At 50.9% G+C, this 21,524-nt stretch carries 20 protein-coding genes; 13 read left to right on the plus strand and 7 right to left on the minus strand.

Annotated elements, in window-relative coordinates; translation table 11 throughout:
* Window positions 1-34 precede the first annotated feature (34 nt).
* Complete coding sequence (locus tag ULO1_RS01655) at window positions 35-1,843, plus strand: ABC transporter ATP-binding protein (RefSeq protein ID WP_079932847.1); 1,809 nt, start codon at window positions 35-37, stop codon at window positions 1,841-1,843.
* 21 nt (window positions 1,844-1,864) lie between these two features.
* On the opposite strand, the gene ULO1_RS01660 is transcribed toward ULO1_RS01655, so the two are convergent.
* From ULO1_RS01660 to ULO1_RS01675, 4 genes are all read right to left on the minus strand, one after another.
* A complete protein-coding gene (locus tag ULO1_RS01660) occupies window positions 1,865-2,134 on the minus strand; it encodes a DUF3243 domain-containing protein (RefSeq protein WP_079932849.1) in 270 nt (89 codons plus the stop codon).
* Window positions 2,135-2,185: 51 nt separating this feature from the next.
* Complete coding sequence (locus tag ULO1_RS01665; protein WP_079932850.1) at window positions 2,186-3,094, minus strand: patatin-like phospholipase family protein; 909 nt, start codon at window positions 3,092-3,094, stop codon at window positions 2,186-2,188.
* 96 nt (window positions 3,095-3,190) lie between these two features.
* Window positions 3,191-3,682, minus strand: coding sequence for a rubrerythrin family protein (locus tag ULO1_RS01670; RefSeq protein ID WP_078665798.1), 492 nt, complete (start codon window positions 3,680-3,682; stop codon window positions 3,191-3,193).
* Between the two features lie 91 nt (window positions 3,683-3,773).
* Window positions 3,774-4,007: a DUF896 domain-containing protein gene (locus ULO1_RS01675; protein WP_078665799.1), complete on the minus strand. Its 234-nt coding sequence runs from the start codon at window positions 4,005-4,007 to the stop codon at window positions 3,774-3,776.
* 123 nt (window positions 4,008-4,130) lie between these two features.
* Between ULO1_RS01675 and ULO1_RS01680 the strand changes: the two genes are divergently transcribed.
* The 6 genes from ULO1_RS01680 to ULO1_RS01705 all read left to right on the plus strand — a co-directional run bounded on the left by ULO1_RS01680 (window position 4,131) and on the right by ULO1_RS01705 (window position 11,865).
* Window positions 4,131-5,780: a diguanylate cyclase gene (locus ULO1_RS01680; RefSeq protein WP_079932852.1), complete on the plus strand. Its 1,650-nt coding sequence runs from the start codon at window positions 4,131-4,133 to the stop codon at window positions 5,778-5,780.
* Window positions 5,777-6,409 (plus strand): endonuclease III, encoded by a 633-nt coding sequence (gene nth / locus ULO1_RS01685; RefSeq protein ID WP_079932854.1) that lies wholly within the window; start codon window positions 5,777-5,779, stop codon window positions 6,407-6,409. Before ULO1_RS01680 ends, nth begins: the two co-directional genes overlap by 4 nt.
* 25 nt (window positions 6,410-6,434) lie before the next feature.
* Window positions 6,435-8,807 carry a Lon protease family protein gene (locus ULO1_RS01690; protein ID WP_079932855.1) on the plus strand — a complete coding sequence of 791 codons (2,373 nt, stop codon included), beginning with the start codon at window positions 6,435-6,437 and terminating at the stop codon, window positions 8,805-8,807.
* Window positions 8,807-9,274, plus strand: a complete 468-nt coding sequence (locus tag ULO1_RS01695) for an N-acetyltransferase (protein WP_079932857.1) — start codon at window positions 8,807-8,809, stop codon at window positions 9,272-9,274. The genes ULO1_RS01690 and ULO1_RS01695 overlap by 1 nt, the downstream gene beginning before the upstream one ends.
* Before the next feature lie 2 nt (window positions 9,275-9,276).
* Entirely contained in the window at window positions 9,277-9,813 is a 537-nt protein-coding gene (locus ULO1_RS01700; RefSeq protein WP_078666423.1) for a ferredoxin domain-containing protein, read from the plus strand.
* A gap of 117 nt (window positions 9,814-9,930) precedes the next feature.
* Window positions 9,931-11,865: a methyl-accepting chemotaxis protein gene (locus tag ULO1_RS01705; RefSeq protein WP_079932858.1), complete on the plus strand. Its 1,935-nt coding sequence runs from the start codon at window positions 9,931-9,933 to the stop codon at window positions 11,863-11,865.
* A 38-nt stretch (window positions 11,866-11,903) separates the two neighbouring features.
* On the opposite strand, the gene ULO1_RS01710 is transcribed toward ULO1_RS01705, so the two are convergent.
* Window positions 11,904-14,294: a transglycosylase domain-containing protein gene (locus ULO1_RS01710; protein ID WP_079932859.1), complete on the minus strand. Its 2,391-nt coding sequence runs from the start codon at window positions 14,292-14,294 to the stop codon at window positions 11,904-11,906.
* Between the two features lie 130 nt (window positions 14,295-14,424).
* Between ULO1_RS01710 and tyrS the strand changes: the two genes are divergently transcribed.
* Together tyrS and yunB are read left to right on the plus strand one after the other, a co-directional pair.
* Complete coding sequence (gene tyrS, locus ULO1_RS01715) at window positions 14,425-15,663, plus strand: tyrosine--tRNA ligase (protein WP_375804196.1); 1,239 nt, start codon at window positions 14,425-14,427, stop codon at window positions 15,661-15,663.
* Window positions 15,664-15,718: 55 nt separating this feature from the next.
* Window positions 15,719-16,390 carry a sporulation protein YunB gene (gene yunB / locus ULO1_RS01720; protein ID WP_079907017.1) on the plus strand — a complete coding sequence of 224 codons (672 nt, stop codon included), beginning with the start codon at window positions 15,719-15,721 and terminating at the stop codon, window positions 16,388-16,390.
* Here yunB and ULO1_RS01725 read toward each other — a convergent pair.
* Together ULO1_RS01725 and ULO1_RS01730 are read right to left on the minus strand one after the other, a co-directional pair.
* Window positions 16,365-17,423 (minus strand): hypothetical protein, encoded by a 1,059-nt coding sequence (locus ULO1_RS01725; RefSeq protein WP_079907019.1) that lies wholly within the window; start codon window positions 17,421-17,423, stop codon window positions 16,365-16,367. The genes yunB and ULO1_RS01725 overlap by 26 nt on opposite strands.
* 3 nt (window positions 17,424-17,426) lie before the next feature.
* On the minus strand, window positions 17,427-18,545 hold the full coding sequence (locus tag ULO1_RS01730) for a carcinine hydrolase/isopenicillin-N N-acyltransferase family protein (protein ID WP_079932860.1): 1,119 nt from the start codon (window positions 18,543-18,545) through the stop codon (window positions 17,427-17,429).
* 172 nt (window positions 18,546-18,717) lie between these two features.
* On the opposite strand from ULO1_RS01730, the gene ULO1_RS01735 reads away from it, so the two are divergent.
* The 4 genes from ULO1_RS01735 to ULO1_RS01750 all read left to right on the plus strand — a co-directional run bounded on the left by ULO1_RS01735 (window position 18,718) and on the right by ULO1_RS01750 (window position 21,287).
* Window positions 18,718-19,461, plus strand: a complete 744-nt coding sequence (locus ULO1_RS01735) for a YebC/PmpR family DNA-binding transcriptional regulator (protein WP_079932861.1) — start codon at window positions 18,718-18,720, stop codon at window positions 19,459-19,461.
* 55 nt (window positions 19,462-19,516) lie between these two features.
* The gene (locus ULO1_RS01740) at window positions 19,517-20,131 is read left to right on the plus strand and encodes a hypothetical protein (RefSeq protein WP_079907022.1); all 615 of its coding nucleotides are present in this window, start codon (window positions 19,517-19,519) and stop codon (window positions 20,129-20,131) included.
* 102 nt (window positions 20,132-20,233) lie between these two features.
* On the plus strand, window positions 20,234-20,755 hold the full coding sequence (locus ULO1_RS01745) for a class I SAM-dependent methyltransferase (protein ID WP_159446589.1): 522 nt from the start codon (window positions 20,234-20,236) through the stop codon (window positions 20,753-20,755).
* 91 nt (window positions 20,756-20,846) lie between these two features.
* On the plus strand, window positions 20,847-21,287 hold the full coding sequence (locus ULO1_RS01750; RefSeq protein ID WP_079932862.1) for a YckD family protein: 441 nt from the start codon (window positions 20,847-20,849) through the stop codon (window positions 21,285-21,287).
* Window positions 21,288-21,524 lie beyond the last annotated feature (237 nt).

A 21,524-nucleotide genomic window follows, 5' to 3' on the forward strand; every position in this document is an offset into this window, starting at 1 on the left:
GTTCAGGCAAAATTCCTGCTGGGAGGGAGAGAAAATGGCCCATCCATTCAGTGGAGTGGATTGGGGTCTGGAGGAGAAGAAAATTACCAAACCGGACCCCCGTTTGTTAACGCGAATAGCAGGGTATCTGTGGCCCTACTGGCGGCAATGGTTGCTGGTGCTGCTCTGTATTCTAGGGGGAGCGGCTATGGGGGCATTACAGCCCTATCTGATTAAACTGATTCTGGACCAGGCAATCCCCCAGGGGAAACTGGGGTTATTAAACCTGCTGGTGGCTGGGATAATTGCAGCAGCTTTGCTGGGGGGATTGCTGGGGGTGGCTCAGTTTTATCTGGCTACTCTGATTGGACAGAAGCTGATGTATACTTTGCGCCAGCAAATGTATGAACATTTGCAGCAACTCAGTCTCAGTTTTTTTGTCCGCCACAAGACAGGGGAGATCATTTCCCGGTTAACCAATGATGTGGGGGGCTTACAGAATGTGGTGGGGGATACCATTACCGGGCTTTTCAATAATGGCCTGGTTTTTCTGGTTACTCTGGGCTCCATGTTCTGGCTGGACTGGCGTTTGACCCTGGTGGCCCTGGTGGTTTTGCCGGCTCTGGTTTTACCCACCCGCCAGGTAGGCCGCATGAATTACCGGGCCCGTAAAATGGCCCAACAGAAACTGGCGGACTTGTCCAGTCTGATGCAGGAAACCCTCAACATTTCCGGGGCCATGCTGATCCGGGCCTTTGGCCGCCAGTGGGAAGAAAACAGCAGGTTTGCCCGGGAGAACCGGGAGCTGCTGGAGTTAGAGCTAAAACAGAAAATGATCGGCCGCTGGTTTTTTATGTTGCTGGGGGTAATCACCGCCGCCGGCCCTGCTTTTATCTACTGGTTTGGGGGCTGGCAGGCTATCAAAGGGGAGCTCAGCATAGGGACAGTAGTTGCATTTACTGCCTATCTCAGCCGGCTCTATATGCCGGTTTCAGCCCTGGCCAACCTGGTGGTGAACATCCAGGGTTCCCTGGCCCTGTTTGAGCGTTTGTTTGCCTTTCTGGATGAAGTGCCTGAGGTGCAGGAAAAAGGGGAATCGGTTACTCTGACGGAAATTAAAGGGAGGCTGGAATTCCGGGATGTCTGGTTTGGCTATGAAAAAGACCGGCCTATCCTGCAAGGGGTGAGTTTTGCCATTGAACCCGGACAGACAGTGGCGATTGTGGGGCCCAGTGGGGCAGGGAAGAGCACTATCAGCTACCTGGTACCACGATTTTTTGACCCCTGGCAGGGGGAAGTGCGATTAGATGGAATTGACATCAGGGATTTAAGCCTGGCTACCCTGAGCCGGCATATCGGGCTGGTGACCCAGGAGACCATTCTCTTTCATGCTACTGTGCGGGAAAACCTCCTCTACGGCAAGCCTGAAGCGATGGAAGCGGAAATGGTGGCAGCGGCCAGGGCAGCTCATATCCATGACCTGATTATGTCTTTGCCGGAAGGGTATGATACGGTAGTAGGGGAGCGGGGCTATCGGCTTTCCGGTGGAGAGAAACAGCGGCTGGCCCTGGCCCGGGTGATTTTAAAAAACCCCCGCATCTTTATTCTCGATGAGGCTACTTCCAACCTGGATTCCCATTCGGAGCAGCTGATTCAGCAGGCTTTAGAACCTTTACTAAAAACTCGGACATCCCTGGTGATTGCCCATCGGCTTTCCACTATTCTCTCGGCAGACCGCATCCTGGTGCTGGCCGGGGGGAAAATTGTGGAGGAAGGAACCCATCAGGAGCTGCTGGCACTAAATGGCCGCTACGCCCGGTTATACCGGGAGCAATTTGGACAAACAGCAGAGCCGGCCGGATAAACCGGTCGGCTCTGTAAATACTTAATGCTGGGCGACATCATCCCGGTTAACCATTTTAATGATCAAATGGGCCAGAACCTTGCGCTCTTCTTCATTACCAGCATCCCATAGTTCTTTGAGCAGGCGCTGTTCGCGGTTTTTGGGGTCCACTTTATCAGCCAGGAAGTTACCCAGTTTATAGGCGGCCTTGCTGATAGTTTCCTCCTCCAGGCCTACCCGTTCACCTAGATCTACCAAAGAATGCAGGGTTTGTTTCCATTGTTCCCAGTCACTGGTCATCTGCGGGGTCATAAATATCACCTCCGCTTGTTAGTATGTGTGAACAGAGGGTGTTAATATACATTACCAGTGCTGTTGTAACCAGGTCAGGGTTTCGGTGAGATTCACCAGTTCTGCCCAGCGGCGGAGCCGGGGGATTTCCTGCCAGGCATCAAGAATAACCGGGCGAGGCAGGAGCGGATTTAAGCGAAAATAGCGATGACCGAGCAGGCTGGAGGCGATACGGGCATCAGCCTCCACATCTCCTTCCGTCAGGACAGTAAGCAGGGGAAATTCAACCTGACAGCCTGAGGTAAGGATAAATGTCCATTGTAAAATCCCCCAGTGTTCGGTGTGTTCTGGCAGCCGATGAGGTCCTAAGCCTGTACCGATAGACAGTAAAACTATTTCTTTTAGTTCCCGACTGGCTCCAGCGGGATCGACTGCCAGGCCCAGAGCGACCAGACTGGGGTTGTTGGCAATTACCCCGCCGTCAATGTGGCCACGATGAGCGGGGAAAAAAGTAGGGGCGGCGCTGGAGGCCAGCGCCACATCAAGAACCCGTAAATTCAGATAAGGTGAATCGGGAAAATTGTGATAAAAGATGGGTTGCCAGCAGGGGGCTCGCATCTGAGCTACCTGAAAGGTGGGGATCACCACTTTTTTCCTTAAATCTTTGAGGCACAAATCAGGAGGAAAAATCTGCTCCAGGACTTTTTTCAGCTGACGCTGCTGATAACGTGGCCGCCAGAGATTAAAATAACGGGGACGGAAAATTTGTTTTGCCGTATCGACTGAGAAAAATTCCAGTAAGCGTTCCGGGGTAAGGCCGGCTGCCAGGGCCAGGGCAATAAAAGAACCACTGGAGGTACCGGCCAGCAGATCTGCTTGGGCGAGAAGGGCGGGATGGAGGGTACTCAGGCGCTGCAAGAGGAGCGAAGCATAAATCCCCCGCACACCGCCACCGTCAAAACAGAGAATGCAGTAACTCATGGTTTGCCTCCAAACCCGAGGATTTACCACATATATATGCCTGTTCCCGGGTAAAGAATAACCCCTCTGTATTAGACAGAGGGGCTGGTAGAAGCTTTATTTTACCTGAAAATATTTGCTGCCAGGGGCGCCACAGATGGGGCATTTGTCAGGTGCATTCCCTTCGGCAATATGACCACAGACTTCACACACAAAATATTCGGCATCGAACTTGCTTTCCAGATTGGCCAGAGCTTTGGAGAACAGTTGTTCATGGACTTTTTCCGCTTCATTGGCCATGTGGAAGGACCTTTCAGCCTGCTTATTGCCTTCCTGCTGGGCTGTGGCAATGAACCCGGGATACATTTTTTCAAACTCGTAGGTTTCACCCTGGATGGCAGCCTGCAGGTTTTCAGCTGTGCTCTTGATTTCTCCCAAAACCCGCAGATGGGCATGAGCGTGAATAGTTTCCGCTTCGGCAGCAGCGCGGAACAGTTTGGCTACACCGGGATAACCTTCTTTTTCAGCCTGCTTGGCAAAGGCCAGATATTTGCGGTTGGCCTGGGATTCGCCGGCAAAAGCGGCTTTCAGATTGTCAGTAGTACTCATCATTATCTTCCCCCTTATTAGTAATCATTATTGTTACGATTATATTATGGCAAAAAGTTTTCTGTCTGTCAAGGATTTTCTGGAAAAAAATTTAGTGATGGTGATGGTGTTTTCCCTGACAACCACAGGAACAGGAGAATTCCATTTCTGGCAGTTCCTCAACAAATTCGATGCTTTCCAGAGTTTGTTTAACCTGGGCTTTGATATTCTCAATGTACTGTCGGCGCAGGATGGCCTGTTCTTCCTTTTCCGCCGGGGTCAGGCCAGCCTGTCTTTGTTTGCGGGCCAGTTCATTAATGCGGTCAATCAGTTCTCTGGTAATCATAAGACACCTCTTCCCTTAGTTTGTTTTTTTTCACTAAAACAATACTATCATATAATTCCATTCTGGCAAAATATTTGTTATGATAAAGGGTAAGGTGTTAAGGGAAAGGATGGGCGGCGGAGGATGGTGGAAAAAAGGCCCCTGCGGATTTCAATAATGAAACATTTTGCCCTGGCCTTTCTGGCGTTTTGTATTATTCAGATTCTCACTTTTCAATATCTGGCTATCACCAAATATGAAGAAGCACTCCAGAACAATGTCCAGGAAGTGGATGAACGGCTGAAGGCAGCGGTGGAAAAATGGCAGGCGGAAAAAATAGCTAAACTGCAGCAGTTAGCCGAAGAGGCTAACAGATTGCTGAATGATCGAGAAAAATTACAGGCCTGGCTTGTTCATGAAACCAGGGAGTTTTCTGAACTGGATGCCATTGGTGTAGCTGATCCAGCCGGTTGGGTTTGGGCCAACAGTACTGGGGATAATAGCCTGAATGTTGCCGATCGGGCCTATTTCAAGGCAGCACTGGCAGGAAAGACAGTGATGTCCGAGCCAGTAGTTAGTCGGGTTACCGGCAGCCCGGTGCTGGTACAGGCCAGACCTCTGTACCTGGGAGGAAAAATTCAGGGGATTTTAATCGTTACTCTGAACCTGGAACACTTGCGGGAAATCCTTGAGATGGTCAATCTGGACGGGGATTTTCAGATTTACCTGACCACTGCCACCGGGACAACTATTGTTGCTTCGGCAGAGCGTAAACTTCTGGATAAGGAACTAAGCGGACAGCAGCTTTATCCGGATTGGAAAGCGATAATGGAGGATCGCCTTTACCGGCAAGTGCACAAATATCAAAATCATGCCGGGGAACCGGTGGTGGGCCACTGGAGCTATTTACGCAAGGCGGACTGGGTACTGATTGTGGAAAGCAATATCAATAAAATGGCAGACCAGCTAAGACTGCTGGCTTTTGAAGTGGCGGGTATCAGTTTGCTTTTGCTTATTGCCGGAATTATGCCCCTGTTCAACTATCTGAGCAAACGACTGACCCAGCCCCTGGAGGAACTGGTGGAAGCCACTCAGCGTATCGCTGCCGGAGATTATTCCAGCCCGGTCAGGGTGTATTCTTACCGGGAGATTGAAAAACTGGCCCTGGCTATCAATGAAATGATGGCCCAGCTCCAGCAAGTACGGGCCGAAGCGGAAGCAACCCTGGATGAATTACAGGAACAGCGGGGAGAGCTGGAACGCCGCAATCGTTTACTGGAAGAGATGGCTATTACCGATCCCCTCACCCAGTGTTACAACCGGCGCTATGTCATGAATCGACTGCCCTCAGAGGTGGCCCATGCTCTGCGTTATGGAGAGCCGCTTTCGGTGATTATGGTGGATGTAGATTACTTCAAAAATATCAATGATACGTATGGTCATTTGGTTGGTGATGAGGTTTTGCGCCAGGTGGCAGACTTGCTGCGGGCCAGTACCCGCAAGGCGGATATCCTGGGGCGTTATGGCGGGGAGGAATTTATTATCATCTGTCCCAGTACTTCAGGGAGTGCCGCCAGTCAGTTGGCTGAACGCATGCGCCAAAAGCTGGCTGAGGTCCAGGTTGATGCTCAGGGCGAAAAGCTGCCCCTTTCAGCCAGCTTTGGGGTTGCGGACCTGGTGGGGGTACCATCTCTGGGGGATTATAAGACCATGGCCAACGAGCTGGTCAATCGGGCTGACATGGCTTTGTATCGGGCTAAAGCCGAGGGCAGGAACAGGGTGGTTATGGTATGAACAGGGAACTGGCTAACAGGATTCTCGATCAGCTGGCCCACATCTGGCCTGACCCCAGGCCTGCCCTTCAATACCGTAATCCCTTTGAGCTGCTGGTAGCTACTATCCTCTCTGCCCAGTCCACTGATGAACAGGTAAATAAACTCACTCCAGCCTTGTTTGCCCGTTTTCCCGATGCTCAGGCCCTGGCCCGGGCTGGAGTGGAGGAAGTGGAAGAGTATATCAAGGGCTGTGGCCTCTATCATAACAAAGCCCGGCATCTGGTGGCCATGGCCAGGCAACTGGTGGAAAAGTATGGCGGGCAGGTTCCAGACCAGAGGAAGGAGCTGGAGAGCCTGCCCGGGGTAGGGCGCAAAACAGCCAATGTGGTGTTGAATAATGCTTTCGGACAGCCGGCCCTGGCGGTAGATACCCATGTTTTCCGGGTGGCCAACCGGCTGGGATTGGCCCGGGCGGATAATGTCAGAGATACGGAAGAACAGTTAATGGCGCTGTTACCCCGGGAACGGTGGGGTCAGGCCCATCACTGGCTTATCTTTCTGGGGCGTACCTGGTGCAAGGCGCGCCGGCCCCGGTGCCAGGAATGTCCGGTAGCATTGGACTGCCAGTTTCCGAATAAATTGCTGTAAATAAAAGAAAAAGCGAGGGGAGAGCATGAACCAGGAGTCTTTGAAACTAACGCCCCGCCAGTTACGGCGTCCTTGCGATGCCAGCAAGTTACCTTTTCGGGATACGACAGAGGTAGAGCCGGTAGGAGAAGTGCTCGGACAGCAGCGGGCCAAGCAAGCCCTGGAATTCGGCTTGAAAATCCGGCGTCCTGGTTACAATATTTTCGTGGCTGGAGAAACAGGGACGGGAAAACTCACTTATACCCGTAAGGTAATTGAAGGCCAGGCAGCCCAGGAACCCCGTCCCCAGGACTGGTGCTATGTCTATAATTTCAAGAAACCCAGTCAGCCCCGGGCTATTTCTCTACCGGCCGGACTGGGCAAGCAGTTTGTCAGGGATATGGAAGACATGGTAAACAGTCTGAAAAAAGAAGTACCCAAAGCCTTTGACAGTGAAAACAGCCAGAAAAAGAAAACCCTGCTCTGGCAGCAATTTGAACAGGAAAGCGAATTGCTTTATCAGCAACTGGAGAAAATGGCCAACCAGAAAGGATTTTCCCTCCATCGCACCAGTGAAGGGTTTGTTTCCGTACCCCTGCTGAACGGGGAACCCCTGACCGAGGAGGAATACAACAAGCTGGATCCAGGAACGCGACGGGATCTGGAAAAGGATTCCTCGTATCTGCAGGAAAAGCTGGTGGAAATGGTCAGCAAATTAAAAAAACTGGAGAAGAAGTATCAGCAAAAGGAAAAGCAGCTGGAGGGCCAGATGGCTTTGCTGGCTATCGGCCATTTGCTGGCTGATTTAAAGGACAAATACCGCCAGTATCATCAGGTAGTGGAATACATCAAGGGAATTCAGGAAGATATTATCAATAATCTGGAGAGCTTTAAGGAACCGGAAAAGGACGAAGTGGGAGAACAGCTGGCTTTTCTCCTGGGGGCCAAAAAAGGAGAAGACCCCTATGAAAAATATAAAGTCAACCTGCTGGTGGATAGCAGCGAAGTTAAAGGGGCACCGGTAGTTTATGAACCCAACCCTACTTTTACCAATTTGATTGGCAGGATTGAATATCAAAATGAACTGGGGGTTTTGTCCACCGACCATACCAAAATCAAAGCCGGGGCCCTGCATCGGGCCAATGGCGGCTATCTGATTTTGCAGGTCAAGGACGTACTGGCCAATCCAGCGGCCTGGGAGGCATTAAAAAGGGTTTTACGCAATGGCGAAATTCGCATCGAAAATCCTACCGACCACCAGGGGGTGGCGGTAATTACCACTTTGCAACCAGAACCGATTCCGGTTCAGGTTAAAGTGGTACTGACCGGTAGCCTGGAATATTATCAGCTGCTGCATGAGTATGATGAGGATTTTCCCAAATTGTTCAAAATCAGGGCGGAATTTGATGATGAACTGGTTAGAAGTGAGGAGAACGAACGAGCTATGGCTGGATTCATCGCTGCCCAGTGTCAGAGAAACGATCTCAAGCCTTTTGCGGCCTCGGGAGTGGCGCGGATTATCGAATACAGCTCCCGTCTGGCCGAACATCAGGATAAACTTTCAGCCCGTTTTAATGAAATCGTCGAAATTATTTTTGAAGCGGAAGCCTGGGCCACCCTGGCCGGAGCGGAAAGGGTGGAGGCTGAACATGTTGAAACCGCGATCAAGGAAAAAGTCTACCGTTCCAACCTCTATGAAGAGAAGCTGGGTGAACTGCTGGCTCAGGGTGTAATTCTGTTAGATACAAGTGGCAGCAAGGTGGGACAAATCAATGGACTGGCAGTGCTGGATACCGGGGACTATTCTTTTGGTAAGCCCTCTCGTATCACTGCCAATACCTATCTGGGGGAAGAGGGGATTATCAATATCGAGCGGGAAGTGCGCCTGTCCGGTCGCATCCATGACAAGGGGGTCATGATTTTGGCTGGCTATCTGGGAGCCCGCTATGCCCACCGGGTCCCCCTTTGTCTCTCGGCCAGTCTCTGTTTTGAACAGAACTATGATGGGGTGGATGGTGACAGCGCCTCTGCTGCTGAACTCTATGCCCTGCTTTCCAGTCTGGCCAATGTTCCCCTCAGACAGGACCTGGCGGTAACGGGTTCTGTAAATCAAAAAGGGGAAATTCAGCCCATTGGTGGCATTAATGAAAAAATTGAAGGCTTTTATTATACCTGCAAAGCCCGTGGACTGACTGGAACCCAGGGGGTGATTATGCCTGTACAGAATGTACCCAATCTGATGCTCAATGAAGAGGTGGTGGAAGCCGTTGCGGCCGGGCGCTTTCATCTTTATGCCATCAGCACCATCGACCAGGGGCTGGAGTTATTAACCGGGCTCCCGGCAGCGGAAATTCATCAACGGGTAGAGGCTCAGCTCCAGAAATACTATAATATTATCAGTGAAATGGGTGATAACTAATGCTGATTCGAAAAGCCAGGATGGCGGATGTGGAAAGCATGCACCAGCTGATTAATGAATGTGCCGCCCAGGGCCTTATGCTGGCCCGCTCCCGCAGCATGCTCTATGAAACCATCCGGGAATTTACCGTAATTGAAATCGAGGGCCAGGTAGTGGGAACCGGGGCCCTGCACGTCATCTGGGAGGACCTGGCTGAAATCCGGGCTCTGGCCCTGGCATCCGACTGGCGAGGAAAGGGGCTGGGCAGAAAACTGGTAGAGGCCCTGATGGAAGAGGCAAGGGAACTGGGCTTACCCCGGGTTTTCGCTTTAACCTATCAGCTGGATTTTTTCCTGGCTTGCGGCTTCCGGGAAGTACCTATGGAGACATTACCCCATAAAGTCTGGAAGGAATGCATTAACTGCCCTAAATTTCCCAATTGTGATGAATATGCAGTCATTATAGAACTGAATGAAGGAGGAAGATAAACATGGTAGTTGAAGGTAAAATACTGGAACAGGAAGGAATTCTGGAAGTTTTGCGGCTGATGGCCATTGCCGCTCGTACGGCCCCCAAAGGCCGGGGGCGGGATACCCTGGTGACTGCGGCGGTTTTTCCCGGAGAAGATCTGCAGCGTTTACAGAGCGAAATGCGGCGCATTGCTGAAGAAACAGGAAGCCCGGCTGCCTTTTTTGCCCGCGATGCCGGTAACCTGGACCGGACGGCAGCGGTGTTTCTGGTGGGTAGCCGCTCAGAACGTTTGGGCTTGACCCCCTGTGGCTATTGTGGTTTTGCTAATTGCCAGGCCAATGCAGCTGCTGATGGCATCTGTGCCTTTAATATCACCGATTTGAGCATAGCCATTGCTTCTGCAGCGCAGGTTGCCGGTTTGCATCATGTTGACCACCGGGTTTGGTTTTCCGTAGGAAAAGCGGCAGTTAATCTAAAACTGCTGGGAGAGGATGTCAAAATCATCTACGGTATACCCCTTTCAGTCAGCAGCAAAAATCCCTTTTTTGACCGTTAAGGGCGCAGTTTTTACTGCTGCCCTTTATTTTTTGTTATTTTAAAAACCTCTGATAGGATTTTATAAATTCATGTCGAAAACTGTTATAAAACAGAGAAGGTGAGAAGGGGTGGTATAGTGGTACAGCGCGGTCTCAGATTCAAGTTGATTTTATCCTTGTTTCTGGTGTTAGCGGTACTGACAGCCAGTTATGGTGTCTATCGCGTTTACTCGGAGCGAACAAGGGTAGAAGCGAATCTGACTGAGAAGGGGATGGGGCTGGCTCTGGCCGGTGCCCGGACCATTGAAAGCATTATCAGTTCGGATTTGCAAACAGGTATTATCCAGCGGGAACAACTTTTTCAGCGCCAGTACCGGCAGTTTGCGGAAGAAAACGGGGTCAAGAAATTCCATACCGTCTATGATGACTATGCCGAACAACACTGGCAAAAGGTTTTTGATGCCTTTTTGACTGATGAAGATATAGTCTATGCCCTGGCTGTGGATGACCGGGGTTATGCTCCGACCCATAACAGCAAATATCAGCAGCGGGCCAAAAGGATTTTCAATGACCCGGTAGGCCTGGCGGCAGCTCAGACCGAAAAAGCCCTGAAACAAGTTTATCACCGGGATACAGGGGAAGTGATCTGGGATTTCAGTTATCCCATTTATGTAGATGGCCAGAAATGGGGAGCTTTTCGGGTCGGGGTCTCGGTGGCCCGGGCAGAGGAGAAAATTGCTGCGGTCCGCAATAATGTAACTCTGCTGATGTTGCTGATGATTGCCCTCATCTTATGTGCGGTCTGGGTGACTACCAATTTGATTCTGAAACGGCCTCTGGATGCTATTCTGGCAGCAGTTGCTGAGCTGGCTCAGGGGCGGGGGGATTTAACCAGGCGCCTTAAAATTGAGCGCCAGGATGAGCTTGGGATTCTTGCGGGTTATATTAATAGCATGCTGGCCCAGTTGCAGGAAATGTTAAGACAGATATATGCTGGCGGGGAACAGGTAAATCAGCAGAGCCAATTACTGGTCAATGTTGTTGAAGATAACTCCCAATCAATTGCAAAAGTGAAAGAACGGACAGAAAAACTAAAACAGGCGATTCAGCAGCAACAACAGCAAACCACCGCCAGTTTACAATTACTGGTTCAACTGGCGCAAACAGTGGAGGAAGTTTCTGCTGGCTCTCAGAATCAGTTACGCCAGGTGGAGGCTGATGGACTGCTTTTGCGCAATGTGGCAGAAGGCATGGAGAAGGCTGCGCGAGCGGCAGAAAAAGTCAATGCGGAAAGTATAAAGGCCAGGGAGGCGGCCCAGGAGGGAGCCAGGGCAGTACAAACCACCATTACTGGAATGGAGGCGATTCAGGAGGCAGTAACGGCTACGGCACGCACCATCCATTCCCTGGGGGAACAATCGGAACAAATCAGTACTATTGTGCAGATGATTGACGATATAGCTGAACAGACCAACTTGCTGGCATTGAATGCGGCTATTGAAGCGGCCCGGGCCGGGGAACAGGGCAAAGGCTTTGCGGTTGTGGCCGATGAGGTACGGAAACTGGCCGAAAGGTCTTCCAGAGCAACCAAGGAAATCAATCAGCTGGTTTCCCGGATTCAGGCTGGTGTAAATGAAGCCATTGCAGCGATGGAAAATGGCTTGTCTCAGGTTAGTAAAGGGGTAGAGCTGGCAGAAGGAGCCGGACAGGTTTTGACCGCCATCGACCAGGCGGTAGAAGAAGTGGCCGAACAGATTAGCAGTATTTCCGCTATCATTGAAGAGGTTACCGCCAGTACCAATGAAGTAGTTGGGGCGATGCAGAACATGACGAACATTGCCCAGCGCAATGAACTGGCCAGCCGGGAAATTGTCCAGATTGGTGACCAAAGCCGACAGGCGATGGAAGAAATCGCCCGTCTGGCAGGAGAGAGCAGCGGTCATAGTATAGAACTGGATCGGGAGATGGAGCAGATGCGGGCAGCTACCCAGCTGGTAGCTGCTTCGGCCGAAGAATTACTGCAGGTGGCAGAAGAGCTGAAACAGCAGATCAGCCAGTTTAAAACAGAATAGAAAAACCCCAGCCCCGTTTCGGGGTTTGGGGTTTTTCTCTATTGCGGAGTGGGAGCCGGAACTTCCGGTGAAGTAGGGGGTTCTGGACTGGTAGTATTATCTGGAGGAGCAGGCTGGCTTACCGTTACCTGATGTTCTGGAATCTGGCATTTCTCTTTGGGCGCCTGTCCTTTAACATAGGTTTTCTTCACTACCAGTTCCGGTGGGCAGCCGCCGCTTTCTCCTGGACCGGGCACATTGGCCAGCACTTCCTTGCCATTATGGCTGGGGTCGGTACAGATGGCAACTGTTTCACTATTTCCAGGGTTATGCAGAGTACATACTTCTGTAGGAGCCATATTGGGCATAGGCACCTTGCTGGCACTGCGTTTGATAAAAACTTTGGTCACGACGTCGGGACAGTAAGGGCTAGGCAGGAGATTGCTGGCCGCTGAGACCTTAACCTCGATATGCAAGTCGCAGATTTCCTCCGGGACAGTTCCTTCAGCGAAATACTCTGTTACCAGATCCTCTTTGGGACAGATTTCCGAAGGCTTTTTGCCGGAAATTTTGCAGACGGTAGCCTGAACCACGCTGTCAGGTTTTTCGAAATTGACCGGTTCCAGGCCTTCATGGGCTTTGATCATGATTTTCTTCCAGATCAAAGCGGGATAACGACCGCCAAATTCCCGGGGCATGGGTTTGGGCTGGTCATAGCCAATCCACACCACGCCTACCAGTTTGGGAGTATAACCAGCAAACCAGATATCCTTGGCATCATTGGTAGTGCCGGTTTTACCGGCAACGGGCCAGCCGGGCAATTGCGCCCTGGTACCAGTACCATATTTAACCACTGATTGTAACATGTCAGTGAGCATGAAAGCAGTCGAAGATTTCAGGGCTTTGCGCTTTAAGGGGGCACTTTCCCAGATAACCTTACCGGTTTTGTCAGTGACTTTAAGAATGGCAGTTGGTTCAACATAGATACCTTTGTTGGCAAAAGCGGCATAGGCGCCAGCCATTTCCAGAGGGGTGACACCCCGGGAAAGACCACCTAAAGCGATGCTGAGGCCGTTATCAGCCACCGGGTCCAGGGATTCGGTAGAAATACCCAGGTTGCGGGCGATTTTCATCGCTTTCTTGATACCTACTTCATCCAGTAACTTAACCGCTACCACGTTAACAGACCGGGTCAGAGCGGAGCGTAAGCTAGTCAGGCCTCCATAGGAGCCATCATAGTTTTTGGGGCTGTATTTTCCATAGGAGACAGGGGCATCATCCACCACTGTGGCCGGGCTCATTCCTGCTTCCAGAGCCGGGCCATAAGCGATGATGGGTTTAAAGGCTGAACCCGGTTGCCGGTGGGACTGGGTGGCCCGGTTAAGGACGCGCCGGCCTTCAGTTTGGCCGCGCCCACCCACCAGGGCCTTGATTTGGCCGGTGCCAGGTTCCAGAATTACCACTGCGCCCTGGGGCTGAATTATTCCCTGCTCATTGGCTTTTCCTTTTGGGAAGTTTTTGGGATCATTCATCACTTTTTCCGCTTCCGTCTGGATTTCCGGGTCAAGGGCGGTGTAGACCTGCAAACCGCCAGCAAAGACCTTTTCCGGTCCAAAAATATCCTCCAGCTGGTCGAGGACATATTCTACATAATACTGGTGCTGGTAGGTAGCATTGCTTCCCTGATTCCTTCCATCCCGATTTAAAGATTCAAAGTTATCAGCATTGGCCTGTTCAGCCTGTTCCGGGGTGATAAAGCCGAAGCGGACCATGTTCTCCAGCACATGGGCCCGGCGTTTTTTGGCCAGTTCCGGATTGCGGAACGGGCTTAAACGGCTGGGAGCCTGGGGAATCCCGGCCAGCATGGCTGCTTCAGAGATAGTCAGATCCTTGACATCCTTGCCAAAATAGGTCTGGGCCGCAGCCTGTATTCCATAGGCATTGTGGCCAAAGAAAATGCGGTTAAGATACATTTCCAGAATTTGATCTTTGGTATAGTATTTTTCTACCTGACGGGCCAGATAAATTTCCTGCAATTTGCGCTTGATGGTTTTTTCCGGAGAAAGAAAAGACTGTTTGACTAACTGCTGGGTTATAGTGGAAAAACCCTGGGAGCCAAAACCATCAGTTATATTGGCAATCACTGCCCGCACCACTGCCTTATAATCAATACCGGAATGTTCGTAAAAGTTGGCATCCTCTACAGCCAGGAAGGCATTGATAACATGGGGGGGGATGTCTTTTATGGATACTACTGTTCGGTTTTCACCACCATGTACTTTCGCGATAATATTACCCTTGCTGTCATAAATGATCGAGGTTTCACTGACAGCCAATTTACTGGGGTCCCAGGCAGGAGCATCGGCAATAGCCATGGCGGCATAGATGCCTGCGCCCAGTCCTACACCCATGACCAGCAGGGCTAACAAGAGCAAAAGTTTTTTGCCCACAGCTTCTCCTCTCCTTTTGTAAAAAATAATCCGACATAGTGGTATTATACCATATCCGTTCCGTTAAGGGTATGGTATTTGCCAACCAGGATTTCCTTTGTTATAATACATAAATATAAATGCTTGCGGGATGGTGAGGGAAGTGTTGGCAGATTTAGAACGCCAGCTGGCGGAAATCCGCCGTGGCGTAGCGGAAATTGTACCGGAAAACGAACTGGTAGAGAAGTTAAAAAAAGCTATTGCTACCGGTAAACCCCTGCGGGTAAAACTGGGCCTGGATCCCACGGCACCGGATATCCATCTGGGACATACGGTAGTGCTCAATAAGCTCCGAACCTTTCAGGACCTGGGGCATGAAGTGATTATAATTATCGGGGACTTTACCGGCCGCATTGGTGACCCTACTGGCAAATCGGAAACCAGGAAACAGCTGACTGAAGAAGAGGTGCAGGCCAATGCCCGTACCTATCAAGAGCAGATTTTTAAAATCCTGGACCGGGCCAGGACCAGGGTTGTATTTAACAGCCAGTGGCTGGCTCCCCTTACCTTTACAGATGTTATTCAATTAGCGGCCAAATATACTGTGGCCCGCATGCTGGAGCGGGAAGATTTCAGCAAGCGCTTCAAAGAAGGGGCACCTATCAGCATCCATGAGTTTTTCTATCCTCTCATGCAGGGTTATGATTCTGTGGCGTTAGAAGCGGATGTGGAATTAGGGGGTACTGACCAGAAGTTTAACCTTCTGATGGGCCGCCATTTACAGAAAGAATTTGGCCAGGAGCCGCAAATCGCTCTTATGATGCCGATTCTGGAAGGTTTGGATGGCGTCAACAAGATGAGCAAATCCCTGGGCAACTATATCGGTATCAATGAGGCCCCTGAGGAAATGTACGGCAAAACCATGTCTATTCCCGATGAATTGATGCTGCGTTATTTTGAGCTGGTAACCCGGGTATCCCTGGAGGAGCTGGCTCAGATCAAAGCAGGCCTGGCAGAGGGAAAATTGCATCCACGGGACGTGAAAATGCGGCTGGCCCGGGAAATTGTCAGCATGTACCATGGGCCGGAGGCAGCCAGGCAGGCGGAAGAACACTTTGTCCGGGTATTCCAGCAGCGCCACTTGCCGGAGGAAATTCCCGTCTATCAGCTGCCGGCCAATGAGCTGGAAGGTGGCACCATTGGTCTTTCCAAACTGTTACAACTGAGTGGCCTGGCTGCGTCCAACAGTGAAGCCCGCCGGTTGATTGCCCAGGGGGGAGTCAAGGTCAATGAAGAAAAAGTAACTGATCCCCTTATGCGCATTAACGTTCAGGATGGCCTGATTTTGCAGGTAGGCAAAAGGAAATTCGCCAGAGTGATTTTAGCCTAGGGCTTTCACCTATTGGTTCACCTCCACATAGATTAGGGTGGAGGTGAATTTTTTTATGGGACGCCGTCCATCACTGCAGGGTTTTGGCCCACGCCGGCGGAGACCGTGGCTGGCGCTGGTTCTATTCCTGGTCGCAATCCTCATTAGCGGCTTTTATCTGCTGGATCTCCTCATTGCTGCTCCCTTGCGGGCTGAAGCAGAGGCCCAGGTCAAGCGCCTGGCCACGGAAATTGTGCATCGCTCTGTTCTGGAAGAGATGGAACGTTTCGGCCAGGGCAACCTGGTTAAGGTATATAAAGATGGGGAAGGGCGGCCAGTGCTGATGGAACCGGATGTGGTAGCTCTCGACAAGCTGCAGAGCCGGGTAGCATTAACAGTAAACCGACGCCTGGAGGAATTGAAAATAAAAAAGGTAACCGTTCCGCTGGGGACGATTACCCGTATCACCTGGCTGGCGGCCTGGGGGCCAGGGATTAAAGTGGAAGTTTGGCCCACAGGTGCAGTTAAAACGGAGATAAAAAATGAAGTAAAAACAGCCGGGATCAACCAGACCCGGCACGTAATCAGCTTGATGGTGGAGACCCAGCTGCAAATCGTGGTGCCGCCCTTTACAGATCGGACTGTACCTGTACACACTGAGGTGCTGCTGACCAATCTGATGGTGGTGGGTCCTGTACCGCAATTTTATGGGGATTTTAGTTCTAGAAATGACCGAACAGGCCCATGATAATTTCCAGGATAAACAACAAGACAATCGCTACCTCCAGGGTCATGGAACGGCGGGTAACAATTTCTTCACTGAGCATGGAATAGGTTTCGCGCAACAAATTGGTTTTCCGTTCGATACTTTCCACCCAGACCCTGGTGCGAAAAATGCTGAGGGCGGCACTATAGACGCGAGCATAAAAAATGTCTTCTGTTACCTTCAAGGAATTCTGGATACGGTCAATGATTTCCGTGATATCCACGACCAGTTCCATTAAACGTTTCATTATCCGCCGGTACTGGCTGAGCCGGCCCAGCCGGCGTTCAGCCCATTCGATGTCCTGATAGGCCTGAGCCAGCTCCCGGCTCAAGAGATCGTCATAGTAGCGTAATTCCAGCAGCTGCGCCAGACCAAGTTCCAGTAGATCGGGAATATCTGTACTGCCACCGGCATCATAAACCAGGGCGGAGTCCCAGGTGATGATGGTCAGATCATCCGGGCCGTAACTGAAACTATGCTGCATGGTATCCCGGCGCACCTGATTGCTGACCTTCTCTGTTTCGGCCAGCAGCAAGGGCACGGGGTCCCAGTCCCGATTCCAGCGCCGAAAGTAGTAGACGGTAAAATCCTCCATCATATTGTGGCTGGCAGCGGGTTTATGCAAAGCCGGAGCCAGGGAGTGTATCACAGTGGCCAGCTGCCGTTCAAAATGCATTTCCACTTCTTCGCTGTTATACAGGAAGTTGGCCATTTCCGTCCAGAGGGAGAGGTCCACTTCCCCTGGCATCAGGATCCGCATAACCAGAGAAACTACTCCCAGATCGAAAATTTTAGCTGACCACTGGACATTTACCTGCCAGGGGCCCAGATAAAGGCTTTCCTCCAGTAATTCCACCGCTACCGGCGGGTTGGCCAGTTGCATGGATTTGGCCCGGATTTTGGCCAGCCGCAGCCGCACGGTAGGTAAGGTGACAGATAGCAGCTGTTCCACCCGGTTCAGATCGATTTCTTCTGCTACATCATAGAGACGATAAAGCCAGATTCCGGTTTGCACTGATTACAGCCCCCATTTTTGCCATTGATTGAGACAGGGTGAACCCAGGTAGACCCAGAGGCGTTTGAGGCGCGGTTGCAGGATAAAAGCCAGCTGGGTGGTAAGCATTTTACCGTGGCGACAAAGGCTGTTTTCGCCCTGACCCTGACCATGGTCTCTGAGTAAAGGCAAGATATTTTCCGGCTCCAGCAAGCCAACCTGCTGGATTTTTTCCTGTAACTGCCGTGCCCGCTCCTGAGCAGGTTGATGAATAGGCAGACCCTGGAAGGAAGGATGAGCTTTTTTGCTGAAGTATTCTTCTGTAACCTGGGGCAACTGGGAAGTAAACCGGGTAGTAATCCAGTTCATCCCCGTTTCGGCCTGACGCCGGGCCTGGTCAGTTCGGCTCAACTCCAATAATATTATTTTGCCAGAGCTGTCGGCCAGACATACGGTGGCTCCAATGTCCCGATGGTATTTTTCCAGCAAAGCAGCCCCTTCCTCGGCAGTAGCGGTGCTGGCCAGTACTTTTTGGACCAGCAGGTTAAGGGGAACAGCCTTCAAGGAAAGGCTGTCAGCGGCATAAGCCGGGAAGAGGGCTACAGCCAGGCCGTGCTGATTTACCCCTCCCAGGCAACCGGCCAGGTGGGCCAGGGTTACATCCAGGGAACTGTTACCCTGCCGGGGCCAGCTTTTACGCACCAGCAACTGGTCTTCGACAGGCAGGGCGAAGTCCCAGATTGAGCAAATAAGTACTTCTTCCTGAATAGTAGCCTGGGGACCGGCTACAAAGCCCAAACCGGCCGTGAGGGTATAGGTGTCGGCTTTTGGTACCAGTTCCATTTCCAGCACTTGCATAAATAAAAGGGCTTCCTCGGGAAGAGCAGCTCCCTGGGCGAGACCGTGAATTCGTTCACATTCCTCCGGCAATGCTCTTTGCAGGTAGTTTTTCAAAAAAGTATCGGCTTTTTTTTGACAATGCAAAAGGTGCAGGGGTTTGGGCATTAAAGGTGGCCGGTTGTGGGCCAGGAGGGTGGAATCCTGGACTTTTTGCCACATTTCCGCAATTTGCTGTTTGGCCATCCTGCCCTGTAACACTCCCATGGGATAGTCAGAACCAATGGTTTCGATGATTTGTTTCACTTTTTTTCCCTCCCGGGCTTTTGCCTCGAATCTGACCCTTTCTTTCTAAATTCCATAATTTTCAGCAAAATCCTGCTTGTACTGTGATTTTTTCCTGTACTTTCTCCTTTTCAATAACAAGGGGCTTATGCTAAAATAAGACAGGATAAAAGACATAAAGGAGAGGTATCTGATGGCAGGTCACAGTAAATGGGCCAATATCAAACACCGTAAGGCCAAGCAGGATGCCGTACGGGCCAAGATTTTCACCAAAATTTCCCGGGAAATCATGGTAGCGGTCAAGGCCGGGGGACCGGATCCGGAAGCCAATCCCAGGCTGAAAGCCGTCATCCAGAAAGCCCGTGAAAATAATATTCCCAATGACAATATCCAGCGGGTGATTGAAAGGGCTTCCGGGGCGGGTAACAATACCAACTACGAGGAACTGGTCTATGAAGGCTATGGTCCAGGCGGAGTAGCTGTGCTGATGAATATCATGACCGATAATCGTAACCGGACTGCTTCTGAAATCAGACATATCTTTTCCCGCAATGGCGGCAGTCTGGGGGAAACAGGCTGTGTGGCCTGGCTCTTTGACCCCAGAGGTCTGCTCGTTATCGACAAAGAAGAATTAAAGGCTGATGAGGATGAGGTCATGTTGACCGCTATTGAAGCCGGGGCAGAGGATGTAAAAAGTGATGAGGAAAGCATGGAAATTATCACTCAGCCCGATGATTTTGACCAGGTGAAAGAGGCACTGGAAGCAGCCGGCTATCCTATTGCTATGGCTCAGGTCACCATGCTGCCCAAGACTACCGTGGCCCTGACCGGTGATGAAGCGGCGAAAATGCTCAAGCTAATGGAAGCCCTGGAAGATCATGATGATGTGCAGGATGTTTACGCCAACTTTGATATCGATCTGGCAGAAATGGCCTGAACTGGTTTAAAGCTGCCTCCTTTGGGGAATAATCGTACCCAAAGGAGGTATTTTTATGCGTAAATATGTAGTGACTCTCTGGCTGGTGGGGATGCTCTCTCTGGGACTGGGTACAGGAGCTGTCCTGTATTATGGCTATCGGGCCCTGGTGCCGGCTACCAAGCCCACACCGGCGCCTATTCTTGAACCTAAAAAGGTGACAGACCAGACCCAGATCCGCCAGGAGAAAATCTTCTTATGCGGGGAGAAGGAACAAACGGTGACGGGGCCCTGGCCGGCCATCAAAGGCTTGACTGAGGACAGGATAAAAAAACAGTTTTCCGCCCAGGAAGGCTGGGAGGTAGAATTCCCGGCCAGTACCCTGCTGATCTTGCGCAAAAGGGTGGATGATTTTTGTCCCGTCCACCGGGAATACCGCCATCTGGGTGTCGAGCAGGGTTTTCTGGCTATCTACCATGGGCCCCTGGGTGGAGGGGGTCTTTTGCTGCAGCGGGAAGCCATTCCTGTGGAGCAATTGCCCGCAGAATTGCGCAGCCGCTTGTATAAAGTCAAACAATGGCAGCAATTAACTGAGGCTGAAAAAGAGGATTTACGGCGAGTGCTGGAATTCAAAAATGATGGTGCACTCAACTCTTTTCTGGATAATCTGGATGAATACCGGGAAGAGTAATGGGAAAAATGAGGGGGAGACCCCTCGTTTTTTTATTGACAAAAACAAAGGGTCTTACTAAAATGAAAATGAAAATCAATATCAAATTATGGAGTGATGGATATGGCTGCTGTAAAAAGTTTGTTATTGCTGGAACCCCTTTTTCAACGGGAAAAAGTAAGAAGGGTGCTGGATTATGGCGCAGGCACCCTGCGCAATACCAGGTATCTGTTGAACCGGGGCTATACTGTCTACATTACCGATTTGCCTGCACAGCTGGAGAAAGTGGCAGGGCAGGCTCGTACCAGTGGGGTGAAAGGAATACTGGCAGTAGATGAGCTGGAAGACACATCTCTATGTCTGGACCTGGTGACGTGCAATTTTGTCTTCAATATCATTGAGGATGAAAGGGAAAAACAGCGGCTGCTTTCTAATGTCTGGCGCAATCTGCGGCCTGGAGGACTGTTTTTGCTGGATGTAGCTTACAGGAGACCCGGGTCAGGGCGTAATACTTTGACTGAGGAAGAAATAGAGGCAAGGGTCATCCCAGCCGGTTTTAGCAGGGTTGCGGTAATTTGCCGGGGGCAGACTTTGACCGTATTGTTCCGGCGTGTACCGCTAGCAGCCACAAAAATGGTCAGCTAGTTTTCACAAAAATGTCACACATTTGCCCTAATCCTGCCATCTTGAACGGATATACTAAACTTGAAATCAAGGACAAGGAGGTGAATGGAGGATGAGACGCAAAATTTTCATCGGACTGGCTGTGGTCCTGATGCTGGCAATGGCTGTCCCCGCTTTTGCGGCCTTGACCACTACGGCCCAGAAGACATTGACCGATGCCCAGAAGAAGGAAATCCTGAGTCTTGAAAAACAAATAATTGAGCTGCGTAAAAAGATTGTCGACAAGTATGTGGAAGCGGGTCAATTGACAGAAGATCAGGGCAAACTGATTAAGGAACGGATGGACCAGATGCAGAAATTTAGAGAAGAGAACGGGATTTTGCCAGGGCCCGGCGGTTTTGGCGGCGGCCCTTGTAAACGGGGCGGCTTTGGCAGAGGTGGTTTTGGACCCGGTTTTGGACCAGGTGGGGGCTGGAATGGTATCAACCCTGGTACAGGTAACAATTCCAATAATACTAACAACACAACCAATACCAGTAGCCAGGGGGTATAGCTACAAAGAGGACTCCGGATTTAGGCCGGGGTCCTTTTTGCTTTGGCGTATATTTTGGCCTGCCCTTTTTCAAACTAGGAATGTATGAAAACTGGAGGTAAGCAGCAGCTTCAGAAAACTAGACTATAATTGATTGTATTTAACTGTTTTGCTACATTAAAGGTATGGAACTATTATCCATTGGAGAAGCAGCAAAGTCCGGCAGGGTTTCGGGGAGCTGATCAGGAATGCCAGAGA

It is taken from the genome of Carboxydocella sp. ULO1 (assembly GCF_002049255.1).
Taxonomy (GTDB): Bacteria; Bacillota.

What these genes read in the sequence shown, in the direction of transcription:
- ULO1_RS01655 (WP_079932847.1), top strand. Translation starts at nt 35, where the DNA reads ATGGCCCATCCATTCAGTGGAGTGGATTGGGGTCTGGAGGAGAAGAAA.
- ULO1_RS01660 (WP_079932849.1), bottom strand. Translation starts at nt 2,134, where the DNA reads ATGACCCCGCAGATGACCAGTGACTGGGAACAATGGAAACAAACCCTG.
- ULO1_RS01665 (WP_079932850.1), bottom strand. Translation starts at nt 3,094, where the DNA reads ATGAGTTACTGCATTCTCTGTTTTGACGGTGGCGGTGTGCGGGGGATT.
- ULO1_RS01670 (WP_078665798.1), bottom strand. Translation starts at nt 3,682, where the DNA reads ATGAGTACTACTGACAATCTGAAAGCCGCTTTTGCCGGCGAATCCCAG.
- ULO1_RS01675 (WP_078665799.1), bottom strand. Translation starts at nt 4,007, where the DNA reads ATGATTACCAGAGAACTGATTGACCGCATTAATGAACTGGCCCGCAAA.
- ULO1_RS01680 (WP_079932852.1), top strand. Translation starts at nt 4,131, where the DNA reads ATGGTGGAAAAAAGGCCCCTGCGGATTTCAATAATGAAACATTTTGCC.
- nth (WP_079932854.1), top strand. Translation starts at nt 5,777, where the DNA reads ATGAACAGGGAACTGGCTAACAGGATTCTCGATCAGCTGGCCCACATC.
- ULO1_RS01690 (WP_079932855.1), top strand. Translation starts at nt 6,435, where the DNA reads ATGAACCAGGAGTCTTTGAAACTAACGCCCCGCCAGTTACGGCGTCCT.
- ULO1_RS01695 (WP_079932857.1), top strand. Translation starts at nt 8,807, where the DNA reads ATGCTGATTCGAAAAGCCAGGATGGCGGATGTGGAAAGCATGCACCAG.
- ULO1_RS01700 (WP_078666423.1), top strand. Translation starts at nt 9,277, where the DNA reads ATGGTAGTTGAAGGTAAAATACTGGAACAGGAAGGAATTCTGGAAGTT.
- tyrS (WP_375804196.1), top strand. Translation starts at nt 14,425, where the DNA reads ATGGTGAGGGAAGTGTTGGCAGATTTAGAACGCCAGCTGGCGGAAATC.
- yunB (WP_079907017.1), top strand. Translation starts at nt 15,719, where the DNA reads ATGGGACGCCGTCCATCACTGCAGGGTTTTGGCCCACGCCGGCGGAGA.
- ULO1_RS01735 (WP_079932861.1), top strand. Translation starts at nt 18,718, where the DNA reads ATGGCAGGTCACAGTAAATGGGCCAATATCAAACACCGTAAGGCCAAG.
- ULO1_RS01740 (WP_079907022.1), top strand. Translation starts at nt 19,517, where the DNA reads ATGCGTAAATATGTAGTGACTCTCTGGCTGGTGGGGATGCTCTCTCTG.
- ULO1_RS01745 (WP_159446589.1), top strand. Translation starts at nt 20,234, where the DNA reads ATGGCTGCTGTAAAAAGTTTGTTATTGCTGGAACCCCTTTTTCAACGG.
- ULO1_RS01750 (WP_079932862.1), top strand. Translation starts at nt 20,847, where the DNA reads ATGAGACGCAAAATTTTCATCGGACTGGCTGTGGTCCTGATGCTGGCA.